An 18,800-nucleotide genomic window follows, 5' to 3' on the forward strand; every position below is an offset into this window, starting at 1 on the left:
ATCGGGCCGATGATTTCCACGACTACCTGGGTGAACGCGGCTAAAGCCACTATTGACCCATGACGAAGGAGATGACCTGATGCTCGAGATCAACGAGCTGCGCAAGCGCTTCGCGGGTGGCCCCGACGCCCCCGGCGGGAAGGTGGCGCTGGACGGGATCAGCTTCGCCGTGCGGCCGGGTGAGATGTTCGGTTTCGTAGGGGCGAACGGCGCCGGCAAGACCACGACGATGCGCATCGTGATGGGCGTGCTCCAGGCGGACTCCGGCTCGGTGAGCTGGCAGGGCGAGTCCCTCGGCTACGACGCCCGGAAGCGGTTCGGGTACATGCCCGAAGAGCGGGGGCTCTACCAGAAGATGCGGGTCGCCGAGCAGATCGAATACTTCGGCCGCCTGCACGGCATGAGCACCCCGGCCGCGAAGAAGGCCACCGACGACCTGCTGCAGCGGCTCGGGCTGACCGAGCGGCGGAGCGACGCCGTGCAGGCGCTCTCCCTGGGCAACCAGCAGCGCGTCCAGCTCGCCGTGGCGCTGGTGCACGACCCCGAGGTCCTGGTCCTGGACGAGCCGTTCTCCGGGCTCGACCCGATCGCGGTGGACGCGCTGGCCACGGCGCTGCAGGAGCGGTGCAGGGGCGGCGTACCGGTGATCTTCTCCAGCCACCAGCTGGAGCTGGTCGAGCGCCTGTGCGACTCCGTGGGCATCGTCTCGGCCGGCCGGATGGTGGCCGCCGGCACCGTGGGGGACCTGCGGGCCGCCGAGGGCAACACGCTGCGCGTGGTCGTCCGCGAGCCGTCCCCCGGCTGGGCCGACGGCCTGCCCGGCACGGTCACCGTGCAGGGCGGCCGGCACATTCTGCGTACGACCGACGGCGACGACCAGGAGATCCTGCGTCGCGCCATGAAGGCGGGCCACGTCGAGCACTTCGGCGTCGAGCAGCCGACCCTCACCGAGATCTTCAAGGAGGCCGTGGCGTGAACGGACTGATGCTGATAGCCCGGCGCGAGGTCACCACGCAGATCCGGACCCGGGCCTTCGTGATCGGCCTGCTGGTCACGGCCGCGCTGGTCGCGGCGGTGTCCTTCCTGCCCAAGATCATGGGCGGCGGCGACTCGTACACGATCGGCACCGTCAACTCCCAGCAGCTCCCGTTGCACACGGCGGCGCCCGAGGTGGAGTTCGAGTGGCGCAAGTTCGCCGACGAGGCGGCGGCCAGGCAGGCCGTGCTCGCCGGGGACGTGGACGCGGTGCTGGTCAACGACAGCAAGGTGCTCACCGACGGTGAGATCGAAACCGAGCTCGGCGTGCTCATGCAGAGCGTCAACCGGGAGTTCAAGCTCGGCGCCGCCGGTGTGGCCATCCCGCCGCTGGAGATGCAGTCCGTGGGGGCGGACACCCGGTACGAGTCCTCGCGCCAGGCGATCGCGACCGTGCTCGTCCTCGTGCTCTTCATGCTGATCATGGGACAGGTCGTCATGGTCGCCATGGGCGTGGTGGAGGAGAAGGGCAGCCGGATCGTGGAGATTCTGCTCGCCTCCGTACGGCCGTGGCAACTGCTCGGCGGCAAGATCCTCGGGCTGGGCGTGCTCGGCCTGATCAACCTGGTCACGATCGCGGTGGTCGGGCTCGGCGCGGCGGTGGCCTCCGGCGCCGCCTCGGACTTCCCGCCCGGCATCCCGGGGCTGGTGGCGGCGGTGCTGGTGTGGTTCGTGCTCGGCTACGCCTTCTTCGCCACGCTGGCGGCCGCGCTGGCCTCCCTGGTCTCGCGCCAGGAGGAGGTCAACAGCGTGCTGACCCCGCTGACCATGGGCATCATGGCCACGTACTTCGTGTCCTTCTACGTGACCAACGAGCCCACGGGCACGCTGGCCATGGTGGCGTCCTACATCCCGCCGTTCTCCTCCATGATCATGCCGGTGCGGATGGCCGCGACGGACGTGCCGATGTGGCAGGTGGGCGTCTCCATGGTGGTGATGGTGGCGGCCGTGGCCGCGGTGCTGGCCTTCGGGGCCAAGGTGTACGAGCGGGCCGTGCTGCGGACCGGGGCCAGGGTGAAGCTCGGCGACGTGCTGCGTACCCGATAGGCGAGAAACAGACGGATGGCGATGGAACCGGTCGAGCGGGCGCGGCGCACCACCTGGAAGATCCTGGTCTTCAACCTCGTCGCCATGTGGCTGCTGATCCTCATGATGACCGTGGGCGCGGTCGGCGAGGGGAAGCTCGGCTGGTGGCGGGCCGCTCCCGCGTTCGCCGCCGCGGTCTGCTTCACCTGGGTCAGCCTGAGAGTCATCAACGCGGTGCTGGACCGCCGTTACCCCACCAGGCAGGTGGTGGTGGCGGCGGTCTTCGCTGTGGTCGCGGCGGGCCTGGGCGGTGCCGAACCGTTCGGCTGGGGCTGGGTGCTGGTCTGCTGGCTGTCGATCGCCTCGCTGGAGATCCCCAGGCGCACGGTCGTGCTGCTGCAGGTGGGTACGTGGCTGGCCGGCGTCTCCCTCAGCGCCCTGGGCGGGGAGGCCGGCGTGGGCGCCTGGAGCCTCGACCTGTCGGTGGATCAGGCGCTGGTGCTCAACATGGTGAGCTACGCGGTCTTCTGCGCGCTCGTGCCGCCGTCCAACAGGGTCTGGATATGGATCTGGACGCTGGCCGTGGAGGCGCACAAGGGCCGTGAGGCGCACACGCGGCTGGCGCTGGCCGAGGAGCGGCTGCGCTTCGCCAGGGACCTGCACGACCTCGTGGGGCACCAGCTCTCGGCCATCGCGGTCAAGACCGAGCTGGCCGTACGGCTGTCGGACGTGGACGCGGCGCGGGCCAAGGCCGAGATGACCGAGGTGAACCGGCTGACCAGGCAGGCGCTCAAGGAGCTGCGTCAGGCCGTGCGCGGCTACCGCGAACTTGACTTGCCCGCTGAGCTGAATAGCGTGAAAGGTGTGCTCGAAGCGGCGGGGGTCCGCTGCGAGGTTCACCTGCCCTACCGCGAGCTGCCGGACGGGGTGGCGCCGGTGTTCGCCTACGCGGTACGCGAGGCGGTGACGAACGTGCTCAAGCACAGCGCCGCGACCTTCTGCGACATCACGCTCCGCTTCACCGCGCAGGAGGCGGAGCTGACGGTGCGCAACGACGGGGCGGTCCGGCGGGGGGCCGACGACCTGGGCAGTGGCCTGGCGGGGCTGGCGGAGCGGCTGGCCGTCGTGGGCGGCGTCATGACGGCCCGTCCGACGGCGGACGGAGAGTTCCTGCTCAACGCGGTCGTGTCATTGCCGATAGATGGGTAGGGGAGTTGTGCGAGGGTCACCTCGGCGAGCACTTCGCGCAGGGGAATGACTACGCTACGTGCGTGACTGAGGAGGTGGCATGCGCGTCCGGGGCAATCCGAGAGCCCAGGTGGTACGGATCGGTGCCCGGCTCGACGCCGGCACGTCCGCGGGAGTGCGTGAGCGGCTGCACAAGGCTCTCGACTCCGGTGAGGGCGACCTGATCCTCGATCTCTCGAAGCTGGAGATGATCGACGCCACCGGTCTCGGGGTGCTCGTGGGTGCGCATCGGCGCGCGCTGAGCGTGCAACGCCGTCTCGTTCTTCGGGGGGTGCCACCGAGGATCATGCGGATACTCGCGGTCACCCGGCTGAATCGGGTGCTGCACGTGGAGGTTCCGGCGGCCGCGGTGGCCTGATGACATATCGAGCGGGTGACGATCAGCCGTCACCCGCTCTTTCCTTGCTTAGACAAAATGTAGATTTCGGTTGTCCGTCTACCGGCCCCGAAAAGATCGCGTTTTCACCGGCGTTTGCATATCGCGATCAACCCGGGGCGAGGCTCCGGCTGAAGATGTGCACCGCCACCGCGACGAGTTCGTCGATCGCCGGCTGCTCTTCGGCGAGCAGCCATTCGATCAGCAACTCTTGTAGCGCTCCAATTACACCGAGTGCCACCAGTCGCCGATTCAACGGGGTGGCCTGCGGGAAATCCGCGGAGGCCTCCTCCACGAGCCGCGCGAACGCGTCCACCGCCCGCTGACGGGACAGTGTCAGGACGTCCCCTGATCTGCGGACCTCGACGTGCATGATGCGGGCCCGCCGCCAGTCCGCCGTTGTGAACTCGATATAGGCGCGAATCCCGGCCTTGACTCTTCCGTCAAGCGTCTCAGGCGCCTCCTGTAACGCTTTGGCCACAACCGCAAGGCTTTCCTCCACGCAGCGCTCGTGTAACGCCTGCAGGAGCTCCTCGCGGCCGCCGAAACATTCGTAGAAGGCCCGGTTGGAGATCCTGGCCTCCGAGCACAGCCTTTCGATGGTCGTCGCTACGAACCCCGGTTTCGCGTATAGCGAGTACGCGGCCGTCATCAGCCGCTCACGTCTGTCCGCCAGCCTTTGCTCAGCCGACATTCCCCGGTAAGACCGGTTCACATTCCACCCGTCCAACATGATCGTGGCCCCCAGAGCACACAATTATGGACGGGTGATCGGATTTGGGAAAGGGCAAGAAGATTATCTTTTACGTCGTCCGTGCAAGAACGTGACAAGCCTGAGCAGTCGCTCAAGTTCGGCGGGGCCCCTGGTGAACGACGTGAGGTTCATCCCGGGTATCGCGAAGCGCTGTCGGGAGATGGCTTTCGGCCTGGCGAACTCGCGCAGGCCGTCGGCTCCGTGGATCCTGCCGAATCCCGAGTCGCCGACTCCGCCGAACGGCAGGGCGGGGACTCCGGCGAAGGAGATGACCGAGTTGATGGCGGTCATGCCGGAGCGCATGAGGCGGGCCAGCTCCGTCGCGCGGCGGGCGTTGCGGCTGAAAATCGTGCCGCCCAGGCCGTACGCCGAGGCGTTGGCCAGCTCCAACGCCTCCCGGGCGTCCCGGGTGCGGCGCACGGTGATGGTCGGGCCGAACGTCTCCTCGCGCACGGCCGGCGAGTCCTCCGGCACGTCCTCGACGATCACCGGGTCCACGTACGGGGCGCGTACCGAGGCGGCGCCGCCGGTCACCGTCCTGCCCGCCTTGACGGCGTCGTCGATGTGCCGCTTGATGATGTCCACCTGGCCGGGCATCGTGATCGGGCCGTAGTCTTCACCGGCCTTCACTTTTGTCACCCGATCGGACAGCTCGCGCATGAAACTTTCATAGACGGCGTCCACGACGTAGACCCGCTCGACTCCCACGCAGGTCTGGCCGGCGTTGGACAGGGCGCCCCAGAGGCAGGCGTCGGCGGCCGCCGGAAGGTCGGCGTCGGCGTCCACGATGAACGCGTCCTTGCCGCCGCACTCGGCCACGATCGGCGTGAGGTTCTCGGAGCAGGCGGCCATGACCCGCTTGGCCGTGGCGGTGGAGCCGGTGAAGGCGACCTTCTTCACCCTGGGGTCGGCCGCCAGCGCCGCGCCGGTCTCGCCCAGACCCGTCACGGTCTGGAACACCTTGTGCTCGGGGACGGACTCCTCGAAGAGCTCGGCGAGGCGGACCCCGATGCCGGGGGTGAGCTCGCTCGGCTTGAACACGACGGCGTTGCCGGCCGCCAGGGCGTAGGCGATGGAGCCCATGGGGGTGAAGACCGGGTAGTTCCACGGGCCGATGACGGCGACGACGCCGAGGGGGAGGTATTCGAGGGTGGCGGTCAGGTTGAGGCCGATCATGCCGGTGGCCACGCGGCGGCGGCCGAGCACCTTCTGGGCGTTGCGGGCGGCCCAGTCGATGTGGGTGACGGCCAGCACGATCTCCAGCGTGGCGTCGCCCACCGGCTTGCCCGTCTCCTGGTGGACGAGGGCGGCCAGCTCGCGGATGTGCTGGGTGAGCACCGCCTTGTAGTCCAGCAGGCGGCGCCGGCGCTCCGCCGCGGGCAGCGCGGCCCACCACGCGGCCGCCTCCTCCGCCCGGCCTACGGCCTCGTGGACGGCGGCGGGAGTGTGCTTGGGATGACTGCCGACGACCTCGCCGGTAGCCGGATTGAGTGAATCGAAGGTCAGCGTCGTCATGGCGTCACGATAAACCGGTAAGCCATCGCTTACTAGAGTCGGGGCGCCGGTGCCGGGCAGGCAGGGCCTCAGAGCGCGCTGAACGCGCCCTGGGCCGCCGGAGGACCACTCAGGGGGCCCAGCGGGCGCTCCGTGACGGCGGGCCACCACTGAAGGGTCAGAGGCCGTTTCCCTGGAGGGCCCTCAGCCGGAGTGCGGCGGGTGGGGAGCCACGGCAGCGCGTAAACCTAGAAAAGGGTCGGGTTCTCCGGCTCGATGCCGCGCAGAGCGTCGTAGTCGAGGGTGACGCAGTTGATGCCGCGGTCGGTGGCCAGGACGCGGGCCTGGGGCTTGATCTCCTGAGCCGCGAACACCCCGCGCACCGGAGCCAGCAGCGGGTCGCGGTTGAGCAACTCCAGGTAGCGCGTCAGCTGCTCCACCCCGTCGATCTCCCCGCGGCGCTTGATCTCCACCGCCACCGTCGACCCCGCCGCGTCCCTGCACAGGATGTCCACGGGCCCGATCGCCGTCATGTATTCGCGGCGGATCAGCGAATAGCCGTCGCCCAGCGTCGTGATGTGCTCGGCGAGCAGCTCCTGCAGGTGGGCCTCCACGCCGTCCTTGATCAGCCCGGGGTCCACCCCGAGCTCGTGGCTGGAGTCGTGGAGGATCTCCTCCATGGTCAGGACCAGCTTCTCGCCGGTCTTGCCGTGGGTGACCGTCCAGGTCTCGCCGTCCTCTTTGAGCTTGCACGGCGGGTTCATCCAGTTGAGCGGCTTGAAGGCGCGGTCGTCGGCGTGGATGCTCACGCTGCCGTCCGCCTTGATGAGCACGAGTCTCGGCGCCATCGGCAGGTGCGCCGTGAGCCGTCCGATGTAATCCACGCTGCATCGCGCGATGACCAGCCGCATGACCGTCCACCTTAGTGCCTCTGGAAAACTGGACGCATGGCGTTCGAACGGGTGGGAGTGGTCGGTCTCGGCACGATGGGTGCCGGGATCGCTGAGGTGTTCGCGCGGGCGGGGCTGCGCGTGATCGGGGTCGAGGCCGACGCCGAGATGCTGGCCAGGGGGCGCGGGCTCATGGAGAGATCCACCGGCCGCGCCGTCGACAAAGGCAAGCTGACCGGCGCGGAGCGGGACGAGATCCTCGGCCGCGTGACGCTGACCACCTCGCGCGCCGACCTGCGCGACGCCGACCTGGTGATCGAGGCCATCCCGGAGATCCTCGACTACAAGGTCTCCCTGTTCGAGGACCTCGACGGCATCTGCAAGCCCGAGACCGTCCTGGCCACCAACACCTCCTCCCTGTCCGTCACCGCCATCGCCGCCGCCACCGGGCGTCCGGGACGCGTGGTCGGCCTGCACTTCTTCAATCCGGCGCCGGTGATGCGGCTGGTCGAGGTCGTGAGCACGGTCGTGACCGAGCCCGGGGTCGTCGGTGCGGTTTCGGAGCTGGCGGGCCGGCTGGGGAAGACGGCCGTGACGGTGGGCGACCGGGCCGGATTCGTGGTCAACCGGCTGCTGCTGCCCTACCTCAACCACGCGGTGGCGCTCATGGAGCAGGGCGTGGCCGGGCGCGACGACATCGACCTGGCCATGAAGCTGGGCGTCGGGCTGCCGATGGGGCCGTTCACGCTGCTGGACCTGATCGGGCTCGACACCTCCTACGAGGTGATGGAGGTGCTGTTCGACGAGACGCGCGAGCGCCGGCACGCGCCGTCGCCGCTGCTGCGGGAGCTGGTCACCGCCGGGTTGCTCGGGCGCAAGTCGGGGCGGGGCTTCTACGGTGAGGAGCGGGTTCACCCCTCGGAGGCCGGACGCTCCGGGGCGATCACGTTCGACGTGGCGGGGCCGGGCTCCGAGGAGCTGGTAGCGCGGCTGGCGGCGGCCGGGTTCGAGCGGTCCGGCGAGGGCGCCGACGTCGTGCTGCGGCTCGCCGACCGCCCGGTGGTCGAGCACGCCGTACGCCTGCGCGACCCCGCCACGATGGTCGGCGTGCACCTCGTCGGCGACCAGGTGGCCGAGCTGGCGAGCACGGCGCTGACCTCCGACGCGGCCGCCGCCGCGGCCGCGGACCTGATGAAGGTCGTGGGCCTGTCGCCGGTGCCGTGCAAGGACCGGGCGGGCTTCGTGGTGGACGCGCTGCTCTACCCCTACCTGAACGACGCCGTCCGCATGCACGACGCCGGCTACGCCTCGATCGACGACATCGACGCCGCCATGCGCCTGGGCTGCGGCTACCCGGCCGGCCCCTTCCAGATGCTGGAGTCCCTGGGCCTGGCGCGCGTACGCGACGGCCTGAGGGCCCTCTACGCCGAATACCGTGAGCCGGCCTTCGCCCCCGCCCCCCTGCTCGACCAGCTCGTCACCGCGGGCGCGAGCGAGTTCCCCCGTCGATGAGCCCCCGCCGCGCCCGCCGCAGGGAGTCCTCCCGCCCTTTCGGCTTCCCGACCGGCCTGGACAAGGTGGAGGAGTGGCCCGACGGCGAGTGGAAGGTCCGCATGCTCACCGGCGCCTCCTCGGCCAAGAACTACCGGTGCCCGGGCTGCGACCAGGAGATCGCCGGCGGCCGGCCGCACCTCGTGGCCTGGCCCAACTGGCCGGGCGGCGACGAGGAACGCCGCCACTGGCATTCCGCCTGCTGGCGTAAGAGACTCGACCGCGGCCCCGGCCGCAGCCGTTACTGAAGGGACCCATGGTGGACATTCGCGCGGCGACGGTGCTGCCCGCCCGGCGGGAGCCGATCGAGCTGCACACCGGCGACGGCCTGACCCTGGTCGGCGAGCTGGCCCAGCCTCTCGACCGGCCCCCCGTGGCGACGCTGGTCACGCTGCACCCGCTGCCCACCCACGGCGGGTTCATGGACAGCCACGTCTACAAGAAGGCCGCCAACCGGCTGCCCGCGCTCGCCGACCTGGCCGTGCTGCGCTTCAACACCCGGGGCACCTCCTCCGACCGCGGCACCTCGGAGGGGACGTTCGACGGGGGCGAGGGGGAGCGGTTCGACGTGGCCGCGGCGCTGGAATACGCCGAATACCACGACCTGCCGCACGTGTGGGTGGTCGGCTGGTCGTTCGGCACCGAGCTGACGCTCAAGTGGGCGCACGATCCGCTGGTGGAGGGCGCCATTCTGCTCTCGCCGCCGCTGCACAGGGCCACCGACGCCGATCTGGACGCCTGGGTGCGGTTCGGGCGGCCGCTGGTGGCGCTGGTGCCGGAGTTCGACGACTACCTGCGGCCGGAGGAGGCCCGGTCCCGGTTCGCGCGGGTGCCGCAGGCGGAGGTCATCGGGGTCGACGGGGCCAAGCACCTGTGGGTGGGGGAGCCGTACGTACGCATCGTGCTGGACGAGATCGTCAAGCGCGTGAACCCGGCGGCCTGGCCGCTGCCGGTGGAGGTATGACGGATATTTCCGGATATTTTCCTGCTCTGAAGGTTTTTTTGAGCAGAATGAGCAGAACTCTGGACCTTCTGATTGGCGAGGATGAGAATCCGATCGTCAACCGAAGATCGTGGAGACGCCGGGCGATCGCTGTCCGCGCGTAATCCCTGCTCTGCATGGGCGAGGCACGTATGCGGGTAGTGCATGGACTGGTCGCGGCGGCGTTAACGATCTCGACTCTGGGGGTCCCGCAGCAAGCGGCCGCACAGGAGTCTCCACGGGAGGTGCACACCGTCGCGCCGCCCTCGGAGGCGGAGACGGAGCGGGCCGCCCTCGCACTCGCCCGCAGCGCGGGCAAGCCGGTCGAGGTCGAGTCGATGCGCAGCGAGACCCGCCAGGTCTTCGCCAAGCCCGACGGCACGCTGACCATGGAGCTGAACGTCCGCCCCGTACGCGTGCGCCAGGCCGGCCGCTGGGTCCCCGTGGACACCACGCTGCGCGTGCGCCCCGACGGCGCGGTCGAGCCGGTCGCCGCGGCGATCGGCCTCACGCTGTCGGGCGGCGGCAGCGCCCCGCTCGCCCGCCTGTCGCGCGGCGCCAAGACCCTGGAGCTCGGCTGGCAGGGCACGCTGCCCAAGCCGGTGCTGAGCGGCGACACCGCCACCTACGCCGAGGTCATGCCGGGCGTGGACCTCCAGGTCACCGCGGACGTGGACGGCTTCTCCCACATCCTGGTGGTCAAGTCGTGGGCCGCCGCGGCGCAGCTGACCGAGCTGTCGTACCCGCTCACCGCCGGCGGCGTCGGGTTGAAGTCGGACAAGGCCGGCAACCTGGAGGCCGTGGACGAGGCCGGCGGCACGATCTTCGTCGCGCCCACCCCGAAGATGTGGGACTCCGAGGGCATCACGAGCCCGCAGGCGCTCAAGGAAGGCCGCTCGCCCGAGGCCCGCGAGGCCACCATGGGGGTGGAGCTGGCGGGCGGGAAGCTGCGGCTGCGGCCGGACCGGAAGATGCTGGCGGACCGGAAGACGAAGTACCCCGTCTATCTGGACCCGTACTTCTCGGCCGCGCGCGGCTCGTGGACGGCCGTCTGGAGCAACTGGCCCAACTCCAACTACCTCAACTCCAGCGACGTCGCCCGGGTGGGACACGTCGAGTCGCAGAAGAACCGCTCGTTCTTCCAGATGAGCACCGGCTCGACCATCCACGGCAAGCAGATCATCAAGGGCACGCTGCGCACGTACGAGACGTGGTCGTACTCGTGCAGCGCCCGCCAGGTCGAGGCCTGGGGGACCGGGGCGATCAGCAAGAGCACCACCTGGAACAGCCAGCCGTCGTGGACGAGGAAGCTCGCCACGGTGAACGTGGCCAAGGGCTGGGGCTCGTCCTGCCTGCCCGGCGGGGTGGAGTTCGACGTCACGACCTGGGTGGCCGACGCCGCCGCCAAGAAGTGGTCGCAGGCCACCATCGGCCTGCGCGCCACCAGCGAGACCGACGTCTACGCCTGGAAGAAGTTCAAGAACAACCCGAGCCTGGTCATCGAGTACAACTCCATCCCCACCGACCCCGTGGCCGCCGACGTGTGGTCGGACCCGGGCGGCCCGTGCGTCTCCGGTGACGGCCGCCCGGTCATCAGCACCGCCACGCCCAAGCTGTGGGCCAAGCTGAAGGACACCGACAACTCGGTCAAGGGCCGCTTCGAGTGGTACAACGCCGCCGGCACGAAGACCGGCGAGTACGTCACCGCGCTCGGCTCCTCCGGCACCGCGTTCTACGCCACGATCCCGCAGAGCCTGTACGCAGACGGCGCGCTCGTCCGCTGGCGGGTGCGAGGCGAGGACGGCAAGGCCACCAGCGCGTGGAGCCCCTTCTGCGAGGCCACCGTGGACGCCACCGCCCCCGGCAGGGAACCGGTCGTGACCTCGCCCCAGTTCACGGAGAACGCCTGGAGCGACGGCGTCGGCCTGGAGGGCACGTTCACGTTCGACCCCAACGGGGTCACCGACGTCGCCGCCTACGTCTACGGCCTCGACACCACGCCCAAGACGGAGGTCCCGCCCGGCCCGGACGGCAGGGCCACGATCCGGCTCACCCCGCGCCACGACGGCCCGAACGTGCTGTCGGTCCGCAGCAAGGACCGCGCGGGCCAGCTCGGCCCGATCCGCACGTACGTCTTCAACGTCAACGGCGGCTCCGCCCCGGCGGGCCACTGGACGCTGGACGACGGCCAGGGCGGCACGGCCGCCGACGCGGCCGCCGCTCACCCGGCGACGCTGTACGGCGCCACGTGGACGACCGGCAGGACCGGCAGCGGCCTGCGTCTGGCCAGTGCGTACGCCCAGACCACGGGCCCGGTCGTGGACACCGGCCGCAACTTCACCGTCACCGCCTGGGCCCGCCTGACCGGCAACGCCGCCACCGCCACGGTCGTCACCCAGGAAGGCACGAGGACCGGCGGGTTCGCCCTGCAGTACTCGAAGGCCGACGACCGCTGGGCGCTCACCCGTCCGGGCACGGACGCCGACAACACGGCCACCGTGCGCGCCCTGTCCGCCGCCGCCCCGAGGCTGAATGAGTGGACCCACCTGACCGGTGTGTACGACTCGGCGGCCGGCCAGATCTCGCTCTACGTGAACGGGCGGCTGGAGGGCACGGCCGCCGTCACGCAACCGTGGAACGCCACCGGCCCCCTGACGATCGGCCGCGGAAGGGTCAACGGGGCGGCTTCGGACTACTGGCCCGGGGACGTCGACGAGGTGCGGGTCTACGGCCGCGCCATGTTCGCCGACGAGGTCGCCGACCTGGTCAACAGCGCTGCCACGCTGGTCGGCCACTGGAAGCTGGACGAGGAGTCCGGCTTGTCGGCCGCCGACTCCTCGGGCCGGGCGACCGCCGGGACGCTGTCCGGAGCCGCCTCGTGGACGTCCGGCTGGCTGGACGGCGCCCTCGCGCTCGACGGCGTCAACGGCCACGCCCAGACGGCCGCCCCCGCGGTCAACACCAGGACGGGCTTCACCGTCGCCGCCTGGACCCAGCTCGACTACCTGCCCACCCGTGACACGGCGGCCGTGGCCCAGCCGGGCAGCCGGGCGGCGGGCCTCCAGCTCGGCTTCGACAAGGAGCAGGGCCGGTGGACCCTGGGCATGGCGGCCGCCGACACCGACACCGCCGCCCTCGTACGGACCCGGTCGGACGCCATCCCCAACCCGCTGGAGTGGACCCACATCGCCGGTGTGTACGACGCGCTGGCCGGCCAGCTCCGGATCTACGTCAACGGCCGCCTGTCCACCACCACCGTCACCGATCACCTGAGCGCCTGGAATGCCACAGGCCCGCTGCAACTGGGCCGGACCAAGAGCGCGGGCGCGTTCACCGGCTACTGGCCGGGGAGCGTGGACGACGTCCGCACCTACGACGGCGTGCTGAGCGCCGAGCAGATCGCCCAGCTGGCCGCCCAATGAGTCCGCAGCCGTAAGTCCACCGAGTAAGATCCAGCGGGCACGGCAGCGCCCGGCGCAGCGGCCGACCAGCCACCGCGCGCAGCAGCGGCGGACCCCGCCCAGGGACAGCCGGCAGCCGACGCAGCCGCGGCCCGGCCAGGTCTACCGGAACGACGGCAGCATCCAGCCGACCCAGTCCTACACCGTCTACCGGGACGGCCGGATGTACCCGGACGGCCCGCCGCCGCAGATCCGGCCCGGCGGGTCCGGCCAGGGTGAGAAGCAGATCTTCCGGCCGGAGAAGATCGAGCCGGAGAGCACGCGGACGGGCACGGTCGCCGAGGCCGGCGCGCGTGTCACCCGATGGATCGACCAGAGCGGGCTGGACGACTTCTTCGGATTCCTCTTCTGATCCCCCAGGTGGGCACTCGGCGCGGGGCCCTCGTGGTCCCGCGCCGGTGGCGTTCCCGGGCCTCCAGTCCATAGAATCTTGTTCGGTTCCAGGGTCGTCAGAGGAGGCGGTGTGGGCGCGTTCGATCTCACGGGGAAGCAGGCTCTGGTCACGGGGGCGTCGAAGGGCATCGGGCGGGCCATCGCGCTCGCGTACGCCGAGGCCGGGGCCGACGTGGCGCTCGTGTCCCGCTCGGCCGAGACGCTCGCCGAAGTCGGCAAGGAGATCGAGGCCCTGGGCCGGCGGGCGGTCGTCATCCCCGCCGACCTCACCGACCGCGAGGCCGCCGCCTCCGCCGTGGCCGCCGCCATCGACGGGCTCGGGCACGTCGACATCGTGGTCAACAACGCCGGCGGGTCGAACTTCCTGGTCGAGTTCAAGGACCTGCGGCTGTCGGGGTGGGACAAGCTGATGCGGCTCAACCTCGACTCCGCCATGGCCGTCTGCCACGCCGTCGCTCCCCACCTGCTCGGCCGGGGCGAGGGCGTGGTCATCAACGTGGCGTCGGTGGCCGCGCTCGGCGCGCCGCTGCTCGCCCCCTACGCCGCCGCCAAGGCCGGGCTGGTCGCGCTGACCAAGACGCTGGCCGTGGAATGGGCGGGGGCCGGGGTGCGCGTCAACGCCCTGTGCCCGGGGTGGACGGCCACCGAGCTCAACCGCAACCTCTGGGAGGACGAGGCGTCGAACGCCGCCACGGTGGCGAGCGTCCCCATGCGGCGCTGGGGGAGCGCGGCGGAGATGGCGCAGCCGGCCGTGTTCCTGGCCAGCCCGGCCTCGGCGTACATGACGGGTCAGGTGCTGTTCATCGACGGGGGAGCCACCGCCATCTGATCAGGCGGGCGGCACGTCGTCGGCCGGGGGCTCGAAGACGAAGACGATGTACGTCTCGTACTTCTTCGAGCCCAGCCCGGCCACGCGGGCGGCGCCCATCGCCGTGGTGCTCTTCCCGATGAGCCGGCTGTGATCGGCGCGCCCGGCGTACCAGGAGGCCACCGCCCGCGCGGCGTCGCTCATGTCCTCGCCCTCGCTCCAGAACAGGTTCTCGCCGGTGCCCGCGCGCAGGCCGTCGTGCCCGCCGCCCAGCCCTTCGTACCGGGAGAGGGCGGCCGCCCTGGTCCTGGCGTACTCGACCAGGAGCGGATCCATCGCCAGGGGTGGCACGTGGTGCTCGGCCCGGCGGGCGTTGACCTCCTGCAACGCCTGGAGGAGGAAGTCGCCGTTGGTGGCGTCGGGGAGTGCGGGGCGGGTTCCTGCCATTCCTGTCACCTCACGGTGCACGGGTCGCTGTGCCTGGATTGTGCGCGGGAATTATTCGTCGGGCAATGTCAGACTTATGGTGGATATTGGCGAAGTGAGGCTTTTGTAGAAGTCGTCAGGCCTGTCCGGGGATATTCGGCATAAGCCATCGAGTGATTGTCGGCGTGAACCGCGTTACCGTGTGGTCCGTGCAGCTCTACACGAGATCTGCCGGGACCGGGATCCCGGTTGTCCTGCTTCATGCGTTCCCGCTGTCCTCGGCGATGTGGCTGGCGCAGCGGGAAGGGCTGGCCAAGGTCTGCCGGGTCATCACCCCTGACCTGCGCGGCTTCGGCGGGTCGCGGCTCGGCGAGGACGATCCGTCGCTCGACCTGATGGCCGACGACGTCGCCAGGCTGCTCGACGAGGAGGGCATCGACAGGGCGGTGGTCGGCGGGCTGTCCATGGGCGGCTACGTGACGATGGCGTTCTGCCGCCGGCACCCTGACCGGGTGCTCGGCGTGATCCTGGCCGACACCAAGGCCAGCCCGGACCCGCCCCCGGCGAGGGAGAACAGAGAGCGCATCGCGCAGGCCGTCCTGTCCGACGGCAGCGAGGTGCTGGTCAGCGAGGTGCTTCCGGCGCTCATCGGGCCGACGACCAAGGAACGCCGGGCCATGGTGTTCGGCCGCGTCAAGGGCCTGGTGCAGTCCGCCCCGCCGGGCGCGGTCGCCTGGGCGCAACGGGCGATGGCCGCGCGGCCCGACTCGTTCGGGACGCTGAGCGGGCTCAAGGTGCCGCTGCTGATCCTCGTGGGGGAGGAGGACGAGCTGTCGCCGCCCTCCGACGCCGAGGCCATGTCGCGGGCCGTGCCCGAAGGCAGGCTCGAGATCATCCCCAAGGCCGGCCATCTCAGCGCGGTCGAGCAGCCGGAGGCGTTCAACGCGGCGGTGACGGAGTTCCTCCGGACGGAGCTGGGCGGGCTCAGGGCCGAGCGACCCTGAGCCCTTCAGGCTCGATCTTGGCGGGGCAGCACCAGCTCGCGGATGATCAGTGAGATCGCGGCCGCCACCGGGATGGCCAGCAGGGCGCCGACGATGCCGAGCAGCGCGCCGCCGAACAACGCGGCGATCACCGTCACGGCCGGCGTCACGTCCACCGAGCGCTTCATCACCCTGGGATAGATGAAGTAGTTCTCGACCTGCTGGTAGAGCACGAAGAAGATCGCGCACGCGATCCCGGCGGGCACCGAGTCCAGCAGCGCCACGCCGGTCACGAGCACCGCGCCGATGGTGGCGCCCACCAGCGGGATCAGGTCCGTCAGGGCCACGACCAGGGCGAGCGCGAGGGCGTACTGGACACCGGCGATCGACAGGAAAATCCACGTCAGCACGCCCGCGATGATCGAGATGAGCACGTTGCCCGCCACGTACCCGCCGATGCCGGTGAGGATCTGCTCGCTGATCACGCGCGTCCGCGGCCTGCGCGAGGCCGGTACGAGCTTGAGCAGGTAGTCCTTGATCGTGTGCAGCGAGCCCAGGAAGTACAGCATGAGCACCAGCAGCGTCACCGTGGTGAAGACGCTGTTCAGCACCACCAGCCCCGCGCCCATGATCCCGGTCGCCAGCGACGGCCCCAGCGTGCCCGTCACGAACGTGCGGATCTGCGGGAGGATCTGGTAGTCGGCGTCGAGCTGGCGGAGCGTCGGATGGTTGCTCAGCTCCGTGATGTAGCCCGGCACCGCGTCGATGAACTCGGTGAGCTGCTTGCTGACCGGCGGCACGATGGCCAGCCCGAACAGCACGAACGCCACGATGACCCCGGCGAACACGATCGAGATCGCGCCCCGCCTGGCCAGGCCGCGCCGCTGCAGGGCTTCGACGGCCGGATTGAGCCCGACGGCCAGGAACATCGCGACGACGACCAGGATGATCGTGCTCAGGGACGCGACGATCATCTGGGCGAGCGCGATCGCCGTCAGCACCCCGAGGCCGCCGACCAGGCCGAAGAGGAAGGGGCCGCGGGCCAGCGGCTTGCCCGGCAGCCCGTACGACGTCCAGCTGGCCTCACCCTTCGGCTGCGGCGCGCCCGCCGGCGGCGGATCCTCGCTCGCCGGCTCTGTCGTCGCCTGCCCTGTCGTCGCCGGCCCTGTCGTCGTCTGCTCGGTCGTCTCCGGCTGTGTCTCCGGTTGTATCTTCTCCGGCTCTGTCTTTTCCGGCCCGGTCGCGGGCTCGACGTCTGCGGACACGGAGGGCTCCAGGGGGATCGGCGACAGAGCATGACAGACCGGCATCGGTTCGTACACGCCCGACAACAAAGAGAGAGCCTAGCGACCATTTGATCGCCAGGCTCTCCCCAGCCGTCATTCAGCCCCCGTGTGCCAGCTTCGTGACTACTCCTGCCACCACTCCGCGTCGTCCTCCGACTTGGCCTCCACCTTCGGAGCGGGCGTCGTGACCGGGGCCGGAGGCTCGGCCACCGGCGCGGGCGCGGCGAGCGCCGGCTTCGGCGGGGCCGCGGTGACCGCGGGCTCCGGCTCCATGCCCGGCAGGGCGGCGCCGCCGAGCAGCTGGCGCAGCTGGGCCAGGTGGCTGGTGATGCTGTCGCGCTGGCGGGTGAGCTCGTCGACCTGGCGCTGCATCGCCGAACGGGTGCGCTCGGCGTCGTTCTTCGCCTCGGTGACGATCGTGTCGGCGCTCGACTTGGCCTCGGCCACGATGGTCTCGGCGCTCTTGCGCGCGTTCGCGACGAGCTGCTTGGCGTGCAGGTCGGCCTCGCGGCGGGTCTGGTCGGCCTGCTGCGTGGCCTTCGTGGCCCGCGACTCGGCCGTGGCGGCGCGCTGTTCGGCCTCGGCGACCAGCTTCTGCGTGGCGGCCTGCGCGGTGGCGTGGCGCTCGGCCTCCTGGCGCTCGGCCTCCTCGCGGCGGGAGGCGAGCTGGATCTCGAACTCCGCCTCGTCCTGCGCCCGCTTGGCCTCCGACTCCTCCAGCACCCGCTGAGCCTGCGCGCGCATCTCGTCGGCCTGCCGCTTGGCGGTGGTCAGCACCTCGTCGCGCTCGCGCTTGGTCGAGGCGCGCAGCTGCGCCACCTCGCGCTCGGTGGTGGTGCGGAGCTTGGCGATCTCCCGCTCGGCGTCGGCGCGCTTCTCCGCGACCTCGTGGTCGGCCGTCGCGCGCAGCTTGGCGGCCTCGCGCTCGGTGGTGTTGGTCAGCTCGTCGGACTCGCGGCGGGCGGTGGAACGGATGTCCTCGGCGTCGCGCTCGGCGCTCGTGCGCATCTCGTCGGTCTCGCGCGTGGCCTGGGCGCGCTTCTCAGCGGCCTCGGCCTCGGCGGCGGCCCGCAGGTCGGCGGCCTCGACCTTGGCGGCCGCCTTGATCTCGTTGGCCTCGGACCTGGCGGCCTGGACGAGCTCGGTCGCCTGCTCCTCGGCCAGCCGGAGCAACTGCTCGATGCGGGCGCCGAGACCGGAGTAGGTGGGGCGCTCCTGCTCCTGTAGCTGGCGCTGGGAGTCGGACAGGTCGCGCTGGAGACCGGTGACCTGCTCGCGGGCCTGGCGCAGCTCCCCGTCGAGCTGCTTCAGATGATCGTGGACCTGGTGCCGGTCGTAGCCGCGCAGCACCACGTCGAACTCGCGTGCTGGGGCGTCCTCGAAGAAGTTGTTGAGCTGGGCGTCGATGTCGGACTGCATGGAGGCTCGATCCTGGGTTGTCGAGACGGCTACACGGGCCGGACGGGGGGTTCGGGGCATCCGTACCAGGAGCCTGTGCCTCGCGGCAGGCCCCATGTCCGGTGGAAGGTCAAGCGTACTCCGCTGGTGCCACCTGCGAAGCCCCGTCCAACTTTCTGCGTGACTAGTTACATATGAACGTTTTTTACGTTTTGTGGCGGTTTGCTAGTGCTTGGCTGCTTGGACCAGCTCTGTCAGCATTCCTCCCACATCCTTGGGATGCAGGAACGCGATTTCCGAGCCCATCGATCCATGCCTGGGACGCTCGTCCAGCAGTCTCACACCCCTCTCGTTGATCTTGGCCATGGCGTCCGCGACGTCGGCCACCCCGAATGCCACGTGATGGACGCCTTCGCCCCGCCTAGCGAGGAATTTTCCCACAGGCGAGTCCTCGGAGAGAGGCTCCAGGAGCTGAATGTAGGAGCCCCCACCTTCGCCGTCGGCGATGTGCAGCATGGCCTCCTTCACGCCCTGTTCCTCGTTCACCTCCCTGGCCACGACGGTCAGCTCGAACGTCCTCGAGAAGAACTCGATCTTCTCCTCGAGGTCGCGGCAGGCGATCCCGATGTGATCGATCCGCATGAACATGTGTGGCCTACCTCCATGGCGAGCGACGTCGTACTCGTGGG

Annotated in this window: 18 protein-coding genes; 11 read left to right on the top strand and 7 right to left on the bottom strand. The window is 70.3% G+C overall.

What is annotated here, in order from left to right:
- Positions 1–79 precede the first annotated feature (79 nt).
- The 4 genes from AB0J69_RS08730 to AB0J69_RS08745 all read left to right on the top strand — a co-directional run bounded on the left by AB0J69_RS08730 (position 80) and on the right by AB0J69_RS08745 (position 3,667).
- Complete coding sequence (locus AB0J69_RS08730) at positions 80–976, top strand: ATP-binding cassette domain-containing protein (protein ID WP_364114417.1); 897 nt, start codon at positions 80–82, stop codon at positions 974–976.
- Positions 973–2,082, top strand: coding sequence for an ABC transporter permease (locus tag AB0J69_RS08735; protein WP_364114419.1), 1,110 nt, complete (start codon positions 973–975; stop codon positions 2,080–2,082). The genes AB0J69_RS08730 and AB0J69_RS08735 overlap by 4 nt, the downstream gene beginning before the upstream one ends.
- Positions 2,083–2,097: 15 nt before the next feature.
- Positions 2,098–3,270, top strand: a complete 1,173-nt coding sequence (locus AB0J69_RS08740) for a histidine kinase (protein WP_364114421.1) — start codon at positions 2,098–2,100, stop codon at positions 3,268–3,270.
- 79 nt (positions 3,271–3,349) lie between these two features.
- Positions 3,350–3,667, top strand: a complete 318-nt coding sequence (locus AB0J69_RS08745; RefSeq protein WP_138666574.1) for an STAS domain-containing protein — start codon at positions 3,350–3,352, stop codon at positions 3,665–3,667.
- A 127-nt stretch (positions 3,668–3,794) separates the two neighbouring features.
- Here the strand turns inward: AB0J69_RS08745 and AB0J69_RS08750 are convergent, their stop codons facing one another.
- From AB0J69_RS08750 to nucS, 3 genes are all read right to left on the bottom strand, one after another.
- Positions 3,795–4,337 carry a TetR/AcrR family transcriptional regulator gene (locus AB0J69_RS08750; RefSeq protein WP_364114423.1) on the bottom strand — a complete coding sequence of 181 codons (543 nt, stop codon included), beginning with the start codon at positions 4,335–4,337 and terminating at the stop codon, positions 3,795–3,797.
- A gap of 144 nt (positions 4,338–4,481) precedes the next feature.
- A complete protein-coding gene (locus AB0J69_RS08755) occupies positions 4,482–5,954 on the bottom strand; it encodes an aldehyde dehydrogenase family protein (RefSeq protein WP_364114425.1) in 1,473 nt (490 codons plus the stop codon).
- 227 nt (positions 5,955–6,181) lie between these two features.
- Positions 6,182–6,844 (bottom strand): endonuclease NucS, encoded by a 663-nt coding sequence (gene nucS, locus AB0J69_RS08760; protein ID WP_364114427.1) that lies wholly within the window; start codon positions 6,842–6,844, stop codon positions 6,182–6,184.
- Positions 6,845–6,880: 36 nt separating this feature from the next.
- Between nucS and AB0J69_RS08765 the strand changes: the two genes are divergently transcribed.
- From AB0J69_RS08765 to AB0J69_RS08790, 6 genes are all read left to right on the top strand, one after another.
- Entirely contained in the window at positions 6,881–8,335 is a 1,455-nt protein-coding gene (locus AB0J69_RS08765) for a 3-hydroxybutyryl-CoA dehydrogenase (RefSeq protein ID WP_364114429.1), read from the top strand.
- Positions 8,332–8,622, top strand: a complete 291-nt coding sequence (locus tag AB0J69_RS08770) for an ATP/GTP-binding protein (RefSeq protein WP_364114431.1) — start codon at positions 8,332–8,334, stop codon at positions 8,620–8,622. The genes AB0J69_RS08765 and AB0J69_RS08770 overlap by 4 nt, the downstream gene beginning before the upstream one ends.
- Before the next feature lie 11 nt (positions 8,623–8,633).
- Positions 8,634–9,338 (top strand): alpha/beta fold hydrolase, encoded by a 705-nt coding sequence (locus tag AB0J69_RS08775; protein ID WP_364114730.1) that lies wholly within the window; start codon positions 8,634–8,636, stop codon positions 9,336–9,338.
- A gap of 263 nt (positions 9,339–9,601) precedes the next feature.
- Positions 9,602–12,778: a LamG-like jellyroll fold domain-containing protein gene (locus AB0J69_RS08780; RefSeq protein WP_364114433.1), complete on the top strand. Its 3,177-nt coding sequence runs from the start codon at positions 9,602–9,604 to the stop codon at positions 12,776–12,778.
- Positions 12,779–12,980: 202 nt separating this feature from the next.
- Positions 12,981–13,169, top strand: coding sequence for a hypothetical protein (locus tag AB0J69_RS08785; RefSeq protein ID WP_364114435.1), 189 nt, complete (start codon positions 12,981–12,983; stop codon positions 13,167–13,169).
- Between the two features lie 111 nt (positions 13,170–13,280).
- Positions 13,281–14,039 carry an SDR family NAD(P)-dependent oxidoreductase gene (locus AB0J69_RS08790; RefSeq protein ID WP_364114437.1) on the top strand — a complete coding sequence of 253 codons (759 nt, stop codon included), beginning with the start codon at positions 13,281–13,283 and terminating at the stop codon, positions 14,037–14,039.
- Here the strand turns inward: AB0J69_RS08790 and AB0J69_RS08795 are convergent, their stop codons facing one another.
- Positions 14,040–14,465, bottom strand: coding sequence for a CAP domain-containing protein (locus AB0J69_RS08795; protein ID WP_364114439.1), 426 nt, complete (start codon positions 14,463–14,465; stop codon positions 14,040–14,042).
- 188 nt (positions 14,466–14,653) lie between these two features.
- Here AB0J69_RS08795 and AB0J69_RS08800 point away from each other — a divergent pair, with 188 nt between their 5' ends.
- A complete protein-coding gene (locus tag AB0J69_RS08800) occupies positions 14,654–15,448 on the top strand; it encodes an alpha/beta fold hydrolase (RefSeq protein ID WP_364114441.1) in 795 nt (264 codons plus the stop codon).
- A gap of 5 nt (positions 15,449–15,453) precedes the next feature.
- On the opposite strand, the gene AB0J69_RS08805 is transcribed toward AB0J69_RS08800, so the two are convergent.
- The 3 genes from AB0J69_RS08805 to mce all read right to left on the bottom strand — a co-directional run bounded on the left by AB0J69_RS08805 (position 15,454) and on the right by mce (position 18,759).
- Positions 15,454–16,692, bottom strand: coding sequence for an AI-2E family transporter (locus tag AB0J69_RS08805; RefSeq protein WP_364114443.1), 1,239 nt, complete (start codon positions 16,690–16,692; stop codon positions 15,454–15,456).
- A gap of 144 nt (positions 16,693–16,836) precedes the next feature.
- Positions 16,837–18,132: a DivIVA domain-containing protein gene (locus tag AB0J69_RS08810; protein WP_364114445.1), complete on the bottom strand. Its 1,296-nt coding sequence runs from the start codon at positions 18,130–18,132 to the stop codon at positions 16,837–16,839.
- A 204-nt stretch (positions 18,133–18,336) separates the two neighbouring features.
- Positions 18,337–18,759: a methylmalonyl-CoA epimerase gene (mce, locus tag AB0J69_RS08815; RefSeq protein WP_364114447.1), complete on the bottom strand. Its 423-nt coding sequence runs from the start codon at positions 18,757–18,759 to the stop codon at positions 18,337–18,339.
- Between the last annotated feature and the right edge of the window lie 41 nt (positions 18,760–18,800).

It is taken from the genome of Nonomuraea sp. NPDC049709, assembly GCF_040674815.1.
GTDB lineage: Bacteria > Actinomycetota > Actinomycetes > Streptosporangiales > Streptosporangiaceae > Nonomuraea.

What these genes read in the sequence shown, in the direction of transcription:
- AB0J69_RS08765 (WP_364114429.1), top strand. Translation starts at nt 6,881, where the DNA reads ATGGCGTTCGAACGGGTGGGAGTGGTCGGTCTCGGCACGATGGGTGCC.
- mce (WP_364114447.1), bottom strand. Translation starts at nt 18,759, where the DNA reads ATGTTCATGCGGATCGATCACATCGGGATCGCCTGCCGCGACCTCGAG.
- AB0J69_RS08730 (WP_364114417.1), top strand. Translation starts at nt 80, where the DNA reads ATGCTCGAGATCAACGAGCTGCGCAAGCGCTTCGCGGGTGGCCCCGAC.
- AB0J69_RS08755 (WP_364114425.1), bottom strand. Translation starts at nt 5,954, where the DNA reads ATGACGACGCTGACCTTCGATTCACTCAATCCGGCTACCGGCGAGGTC.
- AB0J69_RS08750 (WP_364114423.1), bottom strand. Translation starts at nt 4,337, where the DNA reads ATGACGGCCGCGTACTCGCTATACGCGAAACCGGGGTTCGTAGCGACG.
- AB0J69_RS08745 (WP_138666574.1), top strand. Translation starts at nt 3,350, where the DNA reads ATGCGCGTCCGGGGCAATCCGAGAGCCCAGGTGGTACGGATCGGTGCC.
- AB0J69_RS08770 (WP_364114431.1), top strand. Translation starts at nt 8,332, where the DNA reads ATGAGCCCCCGCCGCGCCCGCCGCAGGGAGTCCTCCCGCCCTTTCGGC.
- AB0J69_RS08795 (WP_364114439.1), bottom strand. Translation starts at nt 14,465, where the DNA reads ATGGCAGGAACCCGCCCCGCACTCCCCGACGCCACCAACGGCGACTTC.
- AB0J69_RS08810 (WP_364114445.1), bottom strand. Translation starts at nt 18,132, where the DNA reads ATGCAGTCCGACATCGACGCCCAGCTCAACAACTTCTTCGAGGACGCC.
- nucS (WP_364114427.1), bottom strand. Translation starts at nt 6,844, where the DNA reads ATGCGGCTGGTCATCGCGCGATGCAGCGTGGATTACATCGGACGGCTC.
- AB0J69_RS08740 (WP_364114421.1), top strand. Translation starts at nt 2,098, where the DNA reads ATGGCGATGGAACCGGTCGAGCGGGCGCGGCGCACCACCTGGAAGATC.
- AB0J69_RS08785 (WP_364114435.1), top strand. Translation starts at nt 12,981, where the DNA reads ATGTACCCGGACGGCCCGCCGCCGCAGATCCGGCCCGGCGGGTCCGGC.